Here is a 14,432-nt window from a genome sequence, read left to right as displayed (position 1 = left end):
TACGCTCATCCCACTATCGGGTAAGGTTCGAGAGTCGCCTCTCTCCCCTCCCCTAAGAACCGTACGTGACAGTTTCCCATCATACGGCTCAAGCCTTACTTCCAGCCTTCGTCTTGGTTTTTGAACTGTGTACCTGCTTATGACACGCTTTGTGTAAGTGGACTAGATTCTCAGCGTCGTCTGAGCCACCGTCTTTCACAGGTACTATATGGTGAGTCTCGATTTCTTCTCCGTTATAAAGGCTATCACCACAGACAGGACATTTATGCTCTTGCATCTTGGCTACTTGCTCGTATTTAGAACCTTTTGCCCATTTTTGTTTTCCTATCTTGAGGCTTCGATTTTGCCAGTAATCCCGAAGTGAGGGGTCATCAGGGCTTGCTGTCCCTTTAACTTTTACGTGCCTGATGATAGGGGTGCTACTGATATCGTGGAGCATAAAGAATTTTTCCTTACCTCCGCGACCAGTGCCGTAACACGCAAAGCAGTTTCTCCCTCTTAAACGCTTAAAGTAGCGGTGGAAGACCCACTTTTTTGATTTATTCGGGTGCCGCCGTAACGCCCAATTAAAGAGGTAGTGCCATACTCGATTTGAGATATAGTTAAAGGTTTCTTTACTAACCACTCCTCTGTAGTAGTTAGCAAAACCTCGAAGAAGTGGATTTAGGGCTTTAATGACATCTTCCTGAGTGCGAGCTTTCATATTATCTAGAGTTTCCCCAATCTTTTTACAGAAGGTGAGAACCTTCTTTTTCTGGGGCTTAATCAGTAATTTGCCACCGTAGTGACGTAAGTTGAACCCAAGAAAGTCAAAACCTTCTTCCATCGAGACAATTCTCGTCTTCTCCGCGCTGATTTCCAGACCTCGTTCTAACATCCACTGCTTTATCTGGTCAAGTATGTGTTCTAGGCTTTCCTTATCCTTTGAAGTGACCACGAAATCATCCGCGTAACGAATGACTCCGAGCTTAGGGTTGACTGACTTGATGAAGTCCTCCAGCCCGTGTAACCCAATGTTAGCTAACAGTGGGCTAATCACTCCACCTTGTGGTGTTCCCATGACGGTCGGATTCAGTACACCCTTATCGAGGTAACCAGCTTTTAACCATCCTTCAATTAAGTCTCCACGTGGTATAGACTCAATTGCTGTCAGGATGGATTCATGGGCAATGTTGTCGAAGAAGCCCTTAATGTCAGCGTCTAGAACCCAGAGGTGTCCACCTTTATTTCCAGCCCTGAACTTAATAAAACATTGTTCAATGGCATCGTGACAACTCCGCCCGCATCTAAACCCATAGGAGTTAGGCTCAAATACCGCTTCCCATTCGGGTTCTAGTATATTTTTAATTATTGCTTGTGCGACTCTATCCCGAACGGTAGGGATTCCGAGGGGACGTTTCTTCCCGTTAGGTTTGGGTAGGTAAACTCGTCGTGTCGGGTTAGCCTTTGGCATTTCCCAACTGTTCACAAGTTTCACTCGCTCGTCTGGGGTATTTAGTACCTCCTTATCTACCCCTGCGGTACGCTTACCTAGATTAACTTGAGTGATTTGTCGCACTGATAAAAGCAAATTAGCACGGCTTCGTAACAAAAGTTTCTGCAACCGACGAAGTTGCTTCCACTTACCAAGACTTCTAGCACGAAAGATACGACCACGTAGATTCTTAACAATCTTCCGAGCTTTTCGCCAGTTAATCTGACTCCAGTCGGTCAACTGTCCATCGACTCCATTTATCAAACTAGGGCTTGACATCTAACTTCTATCTCCGTTTAGTTTCCTTGTTGTTTTCTCTTTCGTATAAGACCAAAGGCAAGTCTGCTTTCCTTTCGGTCAGGGATAATGTTTCAACCCCTATCCAACCCATTACAGGCTGGCGTTCGCTTTTTGCCTCATCTTCTACCCTCCAGAGAGTTGTGGGTTCGTTGCCTCCTCCCTACTCCCGACTCGACCAGTCGAAAGACTCTGTAGGGCTTACCCTGTTGTATCGATTGAACATACGAATTGGTTGGGATGGCTGACTATTCTGCGGAGGGGATGAGTTTCCACGTTTATATCAAAATACAGAATATAAACCACCCTCTTACCGTTTTGGTTACAGCCTATCAGGAATAATTTGGCTGTTCAGTCTATCACGCAGTTTAATCATCAGCTTGGACTATGTTCATCCTTCCAATTCTCCTTCTCGCACGGAAACCAGTCTATCCTACCAGCAACCGTTACTTTTGGGGCGTGCATTCCACTGGTTTCATTACTTACTACCAGCGTCGCCATTCTCCGAATGGGGAGAGTTTTCCACGAAGGACAGGGGTGGAAATCCCTGTGGTGTAAGGGTTACACCGATTCAACCGACCAGTTCAGGTCGCACGCATTCGCAGACTGCATTAATTTTTGATCCAGTTCTCCAGTTTTATCTAAAGCATACAATTCATCACAACCGCCGATATGCTCATTATTAATAAAAATTTCAGGAACACTGCGACAACCATTGGCACGTTTTGCCATTTGGTTTCTTGCTTGTTCGTCGCCGTCGATTTTATATTCAGTGAATTTTACTCCTTTCCAACCCAATAGCATTTTCGCACGGATACAAAATGGGCAAGTTTGCCAGGTATAAATTTCTACGTTTGCTTGATAGTTTTGCGGTTTTCGTCCGAATAAAGCCAGTAAAGATTTCAACATAATAATTACTCCGATGATTTAATGAGATTTGCTGGCAGAAATACCGTTAATACTTCTCCTGTTTCGGCACGTTGACGCACCGTTAATTTACCACCGATCGCTTCAAATAAGTTTTTGGTTACATTCAAGTTTAAACTTAAATTTCCTGTTTCTGGTTGTAAGGTTAACAACTGACCAATTGATTTTTCTTGGGGATGATCAATACTTTGATTTAGACTTTGGGGATGATAACTTTGAGAAAGTAACTGTAACTTGATTTGACTGCCTGCGGTGGTAACTTGTATTTTCATTCTACCCCCTGTTCCTAAACGGGAGGTAAAGTTTTCCATTAATCCCGTTAAAACTTGCGTGAGTAATTGAGGATTACTAATCACAGTGGGGAGTTGTTCGGGAAGAATCACATCTAACTCGACGTTACGACGTTTTGCCTGTTTTTTCCAATAGGGAATATTTTTATTCAGTAACTCTTCTAAAGGAGTTGGAGTGAGATTAACTCCTACTTCTGACTCGTTTTTTCCTTCTAATTCTGTTGCCTGGAAAATTAATTCCATGCGGTTAATTTGTTCGGTGCATTCTTGATCAATGACTCGCAAACGTTTCTGGACATCTGCACCTAAATCTTTGCGCTTTAATAATAAACGAGTCAGCATTCGGATGGTTGTTAGTGGCGTTCTCACTTCATGGGTGAGCGCTTGCAACAATTCTACATCGGAAGAAGGTGTTATTTTACTGTTTTGGTTTGTGCCTTGTTCTCTGGGAAGATGAGCCAACATTTCACGGGTAAATTGGCTAACGAGACGGTAATCAGGAGCGCAAAAGGGGAACTGTTTTGATTCTAGTTGTTGCAGTTTTTCTGGTGCATTACTTTGTAGGCGCGATCGAAGCCGCAGCCATGAGGGTTGGGTTACGTCTGGATCAAAGGAAAAATCAAAATGAGATTCCCCATCGGCGTTGAGTGTTAGCACCATTAACAGAGAAAATTCAGGGGTCAACACTAAGCAAAATTGCTCATTTTGTAGGGGATCATGGGCAGATAACGGTACGGATTGGACTTGCGGGGAGTCGCCGTTGTCTCTAGGTGTGACGGGTGCAACACCGAGTAAACGTGAACCTTTTTCGCCAAGAAAAGAGAGATTCGGGGTAAAAACCACCGAGGTTAGATTAGGCTTTGATTGTGACGAATTGATGATTGGTGTGGGGCTTGACAAAATGATTCCTTGCTCGATCGAGGTGAGTAAAGCATTTAAAGCACCGATCGCGCCATACCATTCTCTCCATCCTTGCAACTGATCCCTCGCTTCTAGAGGCGATGATTTTTGTGTCCCCATCATTTGGCTTAACCTTGGCAACTGCTGAACTTTCACCATTTGCCCCTTTTTCCATCGCTAAACTTTCGTCATCGTTATGTTATCGTTTTTCTTTCTTGTCTCTCTAGCCGTAGAACCGAACGAATTAGTGGCAATTTCCACGCCTTTGCTTTTAGCTTAAATTTAATATATTTCACTTCTTTCTTAAGATAGATTTATTATTAATTTTTATTACAATTTGCTAATTTTTGATTTCCCCCTAGACAGAAATCCAAATAAACGATTCAATGTAAGGGGTTGCTAATGTAGCCAAATTGTAAAAAGACATTTATATTTTGGGGAAAGTGTTGCCAATTTTCAAAAATCATTCCCAATGACATTACTTTGAATGAACTAAAACCCTAATCAGCAGGGAAAGACAAGAGACAAATGACACGAGCAAAGCCACAAGAAAAAAGGCAAATCAGCAATAACTCCTCCAATTTTGTCAAAACACAAGGAAACAGCTTTTCAAAGTAATGTTGCAGTGTGTGGTGGCGTGTCAATCTCGACGAAAGTAAACACAATCCAAAAAAACCATGGCAATTAAAGAAAAAAAAGTCCAAAACTACGGCGAAAATCCCATTGAAGTCCGGGATAGTGATCATTACCAAAATGAATACATTGAAGGGTTCGTAGAAAAATGGGACGAGTTAATCAATTGGCAAGCGCGATCGACCAGTGAAGGGGAATTTTTCATCAAAACCCTAAAAGAACATGGCGCCGATCGGGTATTAGATGCTGCCACGGGAACGGGTTTCCACTCCATTCGCTTAATTGAAGCTGGGTTTAACGTTGCTAGTGTTGACGGTAGCGTTGAGATGTTAGTAAAAGCATTTGAAAACGCCACTCGCAAGGATCAAATTTTAAGTACCGTTCACGCGGACTGGCGCTGGTTAACTCGTGACGTACAAGAACGATTTGACGCAGTGATTTGTTTAGGAAACTCCTTCACTCACCTGTTCTCAGAAGAAGATCGCCGTAAAGCACTCGCCGAATTTTATTCCGTCTTGAAACATGACGGAATTTTAATTTTAGACCAACGGAATTACGACTTAATTCTGGATGAAGGGTTCAAAAGCAAGCATACTTACTACTACTGTGGCGAAAACGTAAAAGCAGAACCAGAATATGTGGATGATGGTTTAGCTCGTTTCCGTTATCAGTTCCCTGATGAATCGGTGTATCACCTCAATATGTTCCCTTTGCGTAAAGATTATGTGCGCCGTCTTCTCCATGAGGTAGGTTTCCAAGATGTGACCACTTATGGTGACTTCCAAGAAACTTATCATCAAGATGATCCAGACTTCTACATTCACGTTGCCAAAAAAGACTAAATCACGATTAGCGGACAATTGACGAACGTATAGAGGTAAAGGAAGTATGACAAAAGCAGACGCAGTGGCGCAACAAGCCCAAGACTATTACGACAGTGGTAGTGCCGATGGCTTTTATTATCGCATTTGGGGAGGAGAAGACCTCCACATCGGGATTTATGACACTCCTGATGAACCCATCTATGATGCGAGTGTGCGTACCGTTGCTCGAATTTGCGACAAAATCAGTAACTGGGCGCCAGGAACAAAAGTGTTAGATATTGGAGCAGGTTATGGTGGCTCCGCTCGTTATATGGCAAAGCATCATGGCTTTGTGGTAGATTGTTTGAATATTAGTTTGGTACAAAACGAGCGCAATCGCCAGATGAACCAAGAACAGGGGCTTGCGGATAAAATTCGCGTCTTTGACGGCAGTTTTGAAGACCTCCCCTTTGAGGAAAATAGTTATGATGTGGTGTGGTCACAAGATGCGATTCTCCACAGTGGAAACCGTCGCAAGGTGTTAGAAGAGGTCGATCGCACTCTGAAACCTGGGGGCGATTTTGTCTTTACTGATCCCATGCAAACGGATAATTGTCCAGAAGGAGTGTTAGAGCCAGTTTTAGCTCGGATTCATCTGGATAGTTTAGGCTCAGTGAGTTTCTATCGTCAGGTGGGAGAAGAACTCGGCTGGCAGTTTGTGGAATTTGATGAGCAAACTCACCATTTAGTTAACCACTACAGTAGAGTGTTACAGGAGTTAGAAGCTCATTATGAGCAATTACAACCTGAATGTTCTAAGGAGTATTTAGATCGGATGAAAGTGGGGTTAAACCACTGGATCAATGCGGGTAAGAGTGGTTACATGGCTTGGGGGATTCTCAAGTTTCATAAGCCCTAGTTAAACAAGTTCCGTTAGTAGTACCGTTTCTAAAAAGTAAAGTTACAGTTTATCCCTCCTCACCTCCTCACTTCGCTCCGGCTTTGAAAGGGGGGTGAGGGGGGATTTTTTAATTGGTTTTATAGCGCTACAAAATCAGGTTAGGACATTCCAAAATGTTGAAACTCACCTATACCTTACTAAGGCAACTTGCCTAAGGCAACTTGCATGCAAGCCTCTTGCCTCTTGCATGCAAGCCTCTTGCCTCTTGCATGCAAGCCTCTTGCCTTACTACACCGAAAACATGAACTTTTTCAGCAAACCCTAATTGGTTTTACCTTTGGGAAAATCGAAATCAAACATAAGGAACATTGGAGGAAAGAGATTATTCTAGTTAAACTGAGAAATAGGAAGAGAGTTGGCGAGGTGGTTGCAGTTCTCTGGTGTTCCGACACCGAGAATTGAGGAAAGTCCGGGCTTCCAAAGACCAGACTGCTGGGTAACGCCCAGTGCGGGTGACCGTGAGGACAGTGCCACAGAAAAATACCGCCAAGGAGTTGGTTAAGGCTCTTTGGTAAGGGTGCAAAGGTGCGGTAAGAGCGCACCAGCAACATCGAGAGGTGTTGGCTCGGTAAACCCCAGTCGGAAGCAAGGTCGAGGGAAACTAAGGTTGGTCTTTTACCAGTTTCCGTTTTGGGAGTACCGCTTGAGGCTTCTGGTAACAGGAGTCCCAGATAGATAACTACCCTCAAGCGTTTGTCTTGGGAACAGAACCCGGCTTATGTCTGACTCTCTTTCTATTTTTTGCCTCTCCTGTTGTGAGAGAATAACCTTAATGGCAACGGTAATTAAATAAGTGTGATAGGAAGGAAATGAGGGCAGAAAGCTCTTCCGAATTGGCGATCGAAACGTCTCGATCTCGATCGAAGACCCGATCAGAGGAATTACGCTCTCGCAATCGACAAGGTGGCTCTCGTCGTGGTCGAGAACTCCGAAAAATGGTAGAACGGTTAGGGTTAACTGACACTACGACCATTGATTGGAATTTGTTGGATTTAGCACTCACTCATCCTAGTGCGTCCAGTTTAGCGAATTATCAACAGTTAGAGTTTGTGGGTGATGCGGTCGTTCGTTTGGCGGCTTCAGAACTCCTTTTGGAAACGTATCCCGAAGCACCAGTGGGGGATTTTGCGGCGATTCGATCGATTTTAGTTAGCGATCGCGTGTTGGCAGAATTTGCCGAAAGTTACGGGATGGATCGATTTTTATTGATGGCGGGAAGTGCGGCAAAAAACAAAGCAGGAGCGCGATCGCGCCTAGCGGATACGTTTGAGGCGGTGTTAGGTGCGCTTTATCTCAGCACTTACTCCATGAATCTAATCCGTCCTTGGCTTGATCCTATTCTAAAGCAAAAAGCGGATCAAATTCGCCAAGACCCCGCAAGGCAGAATTATAAGGATGCTCTCCAAGAGTGGACTCAAGCTCATTATAAAGTTTTGCCACATTATCAAGTTGAGGAAACGGGACGGGGTTATGATGATCCTGAACGGTTTACGGCGTATGTCTGGCTTAAAGATCGCTTTTTGAGTCAGGGTAAAGGGCGCTCGAAAAAAGCTGCCCAACAAGCTGCCGCTCAATCAGCTTATCAAAACTTAACTCAAAAATGATGAATCGTCCTCACACCACTGTTGTCTTAGCCTTGAGTGCTGATGGTAAAATTGCTGATGTCGCGCGAAAAGCGGCTGAGTTTTCCTCTAGCATCGATCGCGCTCATTTAGAAAGACAAGTGGCGGAAGCGGATGCGATTCTCTTCGGCGCAGGGACACTTCGCGCTCATGGTAGTGCCATGTCTCTGCGTAATTCCGATTTAATCGCAGCTCGCAATCAACAACAAAAACCCGATCAGCCGCTTCAAATTGTCTGCACTCGATCGGGTAATATTCCCACTGAAATTCGCTTTTTTCAACAAAAGATTCCCCGTTGGCTTCTCACCACAAAACAAGGCGCTAAACAATGGGAAAATCAGAACCTTAAAAGCACTTCTCGCTTTGATGAAATTATTACCTTTGAAACCGCAAATCAAGAAATTGATTGGGAAAAAACCCTAAGTGAATTAAAAAATAAAGGAATCGAAAACTTAGCTGTTTTAGGCGGAGGAGAATTAGTAGCTGCTCTTTTCCAACAACAGCTTTTAGATGAATTATGGTTAACTATCTGTCCAGTTTTACTAGGGGGAAAAAATGCACCGACTGCCATTGAAGGAATCGGTGTTAGTGCTGAAAATGCTCAACAATTGAAACTTTTATCAGTAGAAACGATCGATCAAGAAGTCTTTTTACACTACAGCATTGCTAGGGAATAATTCTCCTTAATTCCCCCCAAACTTGCTCGTTGTTCCCCCCTTTCAAAGGGCAGGGCTGTTTCATTCTCGGGGTCAAAATTGAATGCGATCGCCTGAACCCCTTATTGTACGTTCGATCGAACGCTTTTTCTTACTTTTTGGCTTTTTCTTAACAAAAAAGCCGTAAAACCCCTGCTATTCCTAACATCTGGAAAAGGCAAAAAAATAGAATGAAACAGCCCTGCCTTTCAAAGGGGGGTTAGGGGGGATAAACCGTTGTCTTTCGTCCTTTGTCTAATGACGAATGACCAATGACTAATTTATGTTGGGTTTCGTCTTCTCCACCCAACCTACATTGACAATTTCTTTAATTCTCATTTATTCAACACCCTTAAAACGCCATGGCGAGGGATCAACGGCTTGACCATTCACATATAAACCCCAGTGTAAATGAGGTCCGGTGGATGCTCCCGTTGAGCCAACTGTGCCAATTTTTTGTCCCGCTTTTACCATTTCTCCTTCGGATACATTGATATTATTTAAGTGTAAAAAAATGCTTAATACTCCTTGACCATGATCAATGCCAACCGTGTTTCCATGAACATTAAATCCTTCACTTTCTGTTCCTACTAATTCAATTTTTCCAGAAGCTGGTGCGACGACAGGTGATCCTGTGGGTGCAGCATAATCAACTCCTTTGTGATAATAATTTTCGGCAAATTCGCCATTGTAATAACGACGTACGCCGAAAATAGTTGAAACTGAACCTTGATTGGGACGTAAAAATGCTCCTTGCCAATACTTTTCAGGGGTGACTAATTCTTTAAACCTTGCCACTCGATCGAGTTCGATTTCAGTCGCACTTAAACTATTTCCTGATATCCAAAGTCGTTGCGTGGGAAAACTTCGATCGCGCAACCAAACCAAAAAATTCCTAACTGTATTTTCTCCCTGAATTGTTAAAGGATATTTCCCCGAATCATCTAAAGGAGTCGTTGGAATTAAAACGCGGTATTGATTATTTCTTACTGCAAAAACGGGATAATTTTCTTCTCCCCAAGTCACTCGCGGCGTAGCTTCATTGGGATCAGTTTCTATAGTTACCGAAACCGTATCTCCTAACTGAGGATTATCAGGATTAATTTTTATTTCTAGTGCTTCGGTGGGAAAACTTAAAAGTAACCATCCCACCAATATTCCCCAACCGTTTAGTTTCCAATTGCTCATCTGTTCCACTTGTTTTAATAATTAGTAACTGTCTTTAATCAGTAGGATGTAGTAATTATACTTTAGGTTTCAAATAGGCGATCGCTTGTCGCCAAACTAAGGTAGATTGGTCATAATGATCAACTAAACAAATGCAATGCTGATCCTGCCAAAGCACTTTTCCCATTACCAAATCATCACTCATTAATTTTATCTCTACCTCTTTCTTTTCTTTAATCAAATTTTGTACCATACGGGTACTTGGTAAACCAGTATCAAATTCTGTCATCGTTATTCCTCATTGAACTGACTATGAAAATCAAATTTACAAAATATCACGGACTCGGTAATGATTTTATTTTAATTGACAATCGTAATGATCATACCCCTTGTCTCACATCTGAACAAGCGATGAAACTCTGCGATCGTCATTTCGGTATTGGCGCAGACGGGGTGATTTTTGTCCTTTCCCCTGTGGGAGAGAGCGATTACACTATGAGAATCTACAATTCTGATGGCTCAGAACCCGAAATGTGTGGCAATGGCATTCGTTGTTTCGCTCAGTTTCTTGCTGATTTAGAAGGAAAAGAAAACTCGAATCAAGTTTATAATATTCATACCCTTGCTGGAACTATTCGTCCTCAACTGCAAGAGGAAAATAAGGTAACAGTTAACATGGGACAACCTTATTTATTGGCACAGGAAATTCCAACAACTCTCGCTTCTCCTCAAGAAAAAGTTGTCAATCAATCGCTTTTTGTTGCTGATCAAAATTGGCAGGTTACTTGTGTCAGTATGGGAAATCCTCACTGCATTACTTTTGTCGAAAATGCGGAGGCAATTCCTTTAGAAAAAATTGGTGCTGAGTTTGAACATCATTCAGCTTTTCCGAAACTAATTAATACAGAATTTATTGAAGTTGTGCAACGAGATTACTTAAAAATGCGTGTCTGGGAACGCGGCGCGGGAATAACTTTGGCTTGTGGAACGGGTGCTTGTGCGTCGGTAGTGGCTGGCGTTTTAAATGATAAAAACGATCGCGCTTCTACGGTTGAATTACCAGGGGGTTGTTTAGAGATTCATTGGTCACAAGAAGATAATAATGTTTATATGACAGGTCCCGCAACTAAAGTTTTTTCGGGACAATTAGAAGTTTAGTTTTTGATTAGCCCCCCTTCCCCCAATCCTGGGGGAGTTTGCCCCCCTTCCCCCAATCCTGGGGGATTTGAAAAAGGTTGTTTTGTAGATAAAATTAATTCCCCCAAACTTGGGGGTTAGGGGGCAATACAATATTCTAGATTTGTATTTTATTATGAAAGTTTGAACAGAAATGAACACCAATAATGATTCGCATTTTCGTCAAAATTCTTACTATTTGATCAATGCTCGTCTTCCTAAAAATTATGTTGAACAACGTTATGAATTGTACATTGAAAACGGACTCATTAGAAGCATTCAAACTCAAATCTCTGACCGAAAAAAAGAGAGTATTCCTGTCATTGACTGTCAAGGAGATTGGGTTTCTCTGGGAGGAGTAGATATGCAAATTAATGGGGCTTTAGGTTTACCGTTTCCTGATTTAGAGGAGAATCATCTTGATCGACTGTTAGACATCTCTCAGTTTTTATGGAAACAAGGAGTGGATGGGTTTCTTCCCACAATTGTTACTACTTCTGCTGAAAAAGTAGCGCGATCGTTAGCGACAATTTCTAGATATATTCAACAATATCACAGCCAAAAATATGAAGCTGCTAAAATTCTCGGTGTTCATTTAGAAGGCCCCTTTCTTAATCCGAAAAAACGCGGCGCTCATCCCGAAAAATATTTATCTTCTTTCACTCTTGACAACTTTCGGGGGTTGATCGGAAAATATTGTCAACAGGTTAGGGTGGTGACTTGTGCGCCAGAAATAAGTTCTGAACAGAGAATAATTGCGGAACTTCGATCGCGCTATCCAGAAATCCTCATTAGTCTAGGACATTCTTTAGCGACAGCCGCAGAAGCAGAACGATCGTTTCGTCAGGGTGCGTCTCTGGTAACTCATGCGTTTAATGCCATGCCGTCGCTTCATCACCGTGAATCGGGATTATTGGGTGCGGCTTTAGTTCATTCAGGGGTGAAAGCGGGTTTTATTGCTGATGGGGAACATATTTCTCCGATGATGTTGAAACTCTTGTTACGGATGGGAGAAGGATCAAAACGATTGTTTCTGGTGAGTGATGCTTTGGCGGCGTTAGGATTAGACGATGGAACTTATCCCTGGGACGATCGAACAATCATCGTTAAACAGGGAACTGCTAGACTAGCGGATGGGACATTAGCGGGAACTACTTTACCTCTGTTGTCAGGGGTGAGTAATCTAGTAAAGTGGGGAGTGTGTGATATCGGAAGCGCGATCGCACTAGCAACAGAAAGTCCAAGAGAAGCATTAGGAGAAAATGGTTTAGCAGTGGGACAACCAGCGAACTTATTACGTTGGCATTGGGAAGATTCCACAGCAAATTTAACTTGGGAGAGAATTACTAATCTATGAAAACCGACGATAAAACAATTGTTAAAGACTATTTTAATGCCGTTGGGTTTGAACGCTGGCGAAACATTTACGGCGATGGAGAGGTTAATACTGTCCAAAAAAACATCCGCATTGGGCATAAACAAACCATTGAAACCGTTGTGAGTTGGTTAAAAACAGACGAGAATCTTGCACAACTAACCGTCTGTGATGCGGGATGTGGAACAGGAAGTTTAGCGATTCCTCTTGCTGAAGCTGGCGCGACAGTTTATGCGAGTGATATTTCCGAGAAGATGGTGGGAGAAGCAGAAACCCAAGCCAAAGCGACTTTAGGAGAGAATCATAACATTAATTTTTCCGTGAGTGATTTAGAAGCGATTACAGGGAATTATCACACGGTAATTTGTTTAGATGTTCTCATTCATTATCCCGATAGAGATATCCCGACGATGGTTAAACATCTCGCTAACTGTGCCGAATCTCGTTTTATTATTAGTTTTGCACCAAAAACCTTTTTCCTCACCCTTCTCAAGAAAATTGGTGAATTTTTCCCCGGACCGAGTAAAACCACTCGCGCTTATCAGCATTCAGAAGCAGAGATTATCAAAATCTTACAGGAAAATGGGTTTGAAATTAAACGTCAGGGAATGACTAGCACTCGCTTTTATTATTCCCGTATTTTGGAGGCGGTACGGACTTAAATTGTTACAAACCTTAACAAAACCCACACAGAGATATAGATTTTTGTTGCAATCGTTAACAAGTTCGCTCGATCGCGCCGTGACTCGTTGATAAACTAAAAAACAAAACGGCAATCATTCCTAAATTCCAGCAATTGTAAGATTAATCCAACCCAATCAATAAAATATGGTTAATACCGCAGATAAGCAAGACAAACAAGAATTACGTCCAGGAGTGAAAGCACCCGCGAAGGAAACGCTTTTAACCCCTCGTTTTTACACCACAGACTTCGACGAAATGGCAAAGATGGATATTTCCGTCAACGAGGATGAATTACGAGCCATTTTAGAAGAATTTCGCGCTGATTATAATCAAAAACACTTCATCCGTGATGAGGAGTTTAACCAGTCTTGGGAACATCTTGATCCAGAAACCCGCCGTTTGTTTGTGGAGTTTTTAGAGCGTTCTTGCACCGCAGAGTTTTCTGGTTTCCTTCTCTACAAAGAATTGGGAAGACGCTTAAAACATTCTAACCCTTTGCTTGCCGAATGCTTTACTCTGATGTCACGAGATGAAGCACGTCATGCTGGGTTTTTGAATAAAGCAATGTCCGATTTTAACCTGTCTCTTGACTTAGGGTTTCTAACCAAGAGTCGGAAATATACCTTCTTTAAGCCCAAATATATCTTCTACGCCACCTATCTTTCGGAAAAAATCGGTTATTGGCGTTATATCACCATCTATCGCCATTTAGAAAAGCATCCTGAACATCGGATTTATCCTCTTTTCCGCTTCTTTGAAAATTGGTGTCAGGATGAAAACCGTCACGGTGACTTTTTCGATGCGATCATGCAAGCGCAACCCTATGTGATTACTGGGTTGATTTCCCGTTTATGGTGTCGTTTCTTCCTTCTCGCTGTGTTTGCGACGATGTATCTCAACGATGTGCAACGATCGGGCTTTTATGAAGCACTAGGATTAGATGCGCGGGAATATGACCAGTATGTGATTCAGAAAACAAATCAAACCGCAGGACGAGTTTTCCCGACAATTTTAGATGTGGAGAATCCGAATTTCTTCAACCGTTTAGAAGTTTGTGTGAAAAATAATGAAAAACTGAGCGAAATTGCTAATTCCGACGCACCGCGAGTCGTGAAGTTTTTCCGCAAGTTACCTCATTATGTTTCTAATGGTTGGCAATTCTTGAATTTGTATCTACAAAAAGCGGTGGATGCTCAAGCGAAACGGGGTTCGCTTTACTAAACGATCGATTTTTTCGGATTAAAATTCGTTTTCATTCTTTTTTCTGTGGAGATGTGCGCTGGTACATCTCTACTTTTTTTATTTCTTATTAAATTGTTGGGTTACACTTCATTATTGTTGGGTTACACTTCCTTTCACCCAACCTACAATAAATGCTTAGGTTACACTTTGTTTCACCCAACCTACAATTTCACTTTTTGAAAATGG

At 42.4% G+C, this 14,432-nt stretch carries 14 protein-coding genes and 1 other RNA gene; 10 read left to right on the top strand and 5 right to left on the bottom strand.

Annotation, left to right across the window (positions count from 1 at the left end; translation table 11 throughout):
• Positions 1–88: 88 nt before the first annotated feature.
• Positions 89–1,753, bottom strand: coding sequence for a group II intron reverse transcriptase/maturase (gene ltrA / locus DACSA_RS17890; RefSeq protein WP_015231093.1), 1,665 nt, complete (start codon positions 1,751–1,753; stop codon positions 89–91).
• 405 nt (positions 1,754–2,158) lie between these two features.
• On the opposite strand from ltrA, the gene DACSA_RS21140 reads away from it, so the two are divergent.
• Positions 2,159–2,329, top strand: coding sequence for a hypothetical protein (locus tag DACSA_RS21140; protein ID WP_156800849.1), 171 nt, complete (start codon positions 2,159–2,161; stop codon positions 2,327–2,329).
• A 3-nt stretch (positions 2,330–2,332) separates the two neighbouring features.
• Here DACSA_RS21140 and grxC read toward each other — a convergent pair whose 3' ends face one another.
• Both grxC and DACSA_RS17880 read right to left on the bottom strand, forming a co-directional pair.
• Positions 2,333–2,680, bottom strand: a complete 348-nt coding sequence (grxC, locus tag DACSA_RS17885; protein WP_015231092.1) for a glutaredoxin 3 — start codon at positions 2,678–2,680, stop codon at positions 2,333–2,335.
• A gap of 5 nt (positions 2,681–2,685) precedes the next feature.
• Positions 2,686–4,047 carry a sensor histidine kinase gene (locus DACSA_RS17880; RefSeq protein ID WP_015231091.1) on the bottom strand — a complete coding sequence of 454 codons (1,362 nt, stop codon included), beginning with the start codon at positions 4,045–4,047 and terminating at the stop codon, positions 2,686–2,688.
• 518 nt (positions 4,048–4,565) lie between these two features.
• Between DACSA_RS17880 and DACSA_RS17875 the strand changes: the two genes are divergently transcribed.
• The 5 genes from DACSA_RS17875 to DACSA_RS17855 all read left to right on the top strand — a co-directional run bounded on the left by DACSA_RS17875 (position 4,566) and on the right by DACSA_RS17855 (position 8,584).
• Entirely contained in the window at positions 4,566–5,363 is a 798-nt protein-coding gene (locus DACSA_RS17875) for a glycine/sarcosine N-methyltransferase (RefSeq protein WP_015231090.1), read from the top strand.
• A gap of 46 nt (positions 5,364–5,409) precedes the next feature.
• Positions 5,410–6,243: an SAM-dependent methyltransferase gene (locus DACSA_RS17870; RefSeq protein WP_015231089.1), complete on the top strand. Its 834-nt coding sequence runs from the start codon at positions 5,410–5,412 to the stop codon at positions 6,241–6,243.
• A 393-nt stretch (positions 6,244–6,636) separates the two neighbouring features.
• Positions 6,637–7,019, top strand: an RNA gene (gene rnpB / locus DACSA_RS18640) — RNase P RNA component class A.
• Positions 7,020–7,094: 75 nt separating this feature from the next.
• Positions 7,095–7,889: a ribonuclease III gene (gene rnc, locus DACSA_RS17860; protein ID WP_015231088.1), complete on the top strand. Its 795-nt coding sequence runs from the start codon at positions 7,095–7,097 to the stop codon at positions 7,887–7,889.
• Positions 7,886–8,584, top strand: coding sequence for a RibD family protein (locus tag DACSA_RS17855; protein WP_015231087.1), 699 nt, complete (start codon positions 7,886–7,888; stop codon positions 8,582–8,584). Before rnc ends, DACSA_RS17855 begins: the two co-directional genes overlap by 4 nt.
• A 357-nt stretch (positions 8,585–8,941) precedes the next feature.
• On the opposite strand, the gene DACSA_RS17850 is transcribed toward DACSA_RS17855, so the two are convergent.
• The gene (locus tag DACSA_RS17850; protein ID WP_015231086.1) at positions 8,942–9,790 is read right to left on the bottom strand and encodes a M23 family metallopeptidase; all 849 of its coding nucleotides are present in this window, start codon (positions 9,788–9,790) and stop codon (positions 8,942–8,944) included.
• Between the two features lie 55 nt (positions 9,791–9,845).
• Positions 9,846–10,058, bottom strand: coding sequence for an Hfq-related RNA-binding protein (locus DACSA_RS17845; protein ID WP_015231085.1), 213 nt, complete (start codon positions 10,056–10,058; stop codon positions 9,846–9,848).
• A gap of 23 nt (positions 10,059–10,081) precedes the next feature.
• Between DACSA_RS17845 and dapF the strand changes: the two genes are divergently transcribed.
• From dapF to acsF, 4 genes are all read left to right on the top strand, one after another.
• A complete protein-coding gene (dapF, locus tag DACSA_RS17840) occupies positions 10,082–10,927 on the top strand; it encodes a diaminopimelate epimerase (protein ID WP_015231084.1) in 846 nt (281 codons plus the stop codon).
• A gap of 172 nt (positions 10,928–11,099) precedes the next feature.
• A complete protein-coding gene (gene nagA / locus DACSA_RS17835) occupies positions 11,100–12,302 on the top strand; it encodes an N-acetylglucosamine-6-phosphate deacetylase (protein WP_015231083.1) in 1,203 nt (400 codons plus the stop codon).
• A complete protein-coding gene (bchM, locus tag DACSA_RS17830) occupies positions 12,299–12,982 on the top strand; it encodes a magnesium protoporphyrin IX methyltransferase (RefSeq protein ID WP_015231082.1) in 684 nt (227 codons plus the stop codon). Before nagA ends, bchM begins: the two co-directional genes overlap by 4 nt.
• A gap of 166 nt (positions 12,983–13,148) precedes the next feature.
• The gene (gene acsF, locus DACSA_RS17825) at positions 13,149–14,225 is read left to right on the top strand and encodes a magnesium-protoporphyrin IX monomethyl ester (oxidative) cyclase (protein WP_015231081.1); all 1,077 of its coding nucleotides are present in this window, start codon (positions 13,149–13,151) and stop codon (positions 14,223–14,225) included.
• Positions 14,226–14,432 lie beyond the last annotated feature (207 nt).

Source organism: Dactylococcopsis salina PCC 8305 (assembly GCF_000317615.1).
GTDB lineage: Bacteria > Cyanobacteriota > Cyanobacteriia > Cyanobacteriales > Rubidibacteraceae > Halothece > Halothece salina.
Note: the sequence above shows the minus strand (reverse complement) of the source record. Positions and strands in the feature narration are given on the sequence as shown.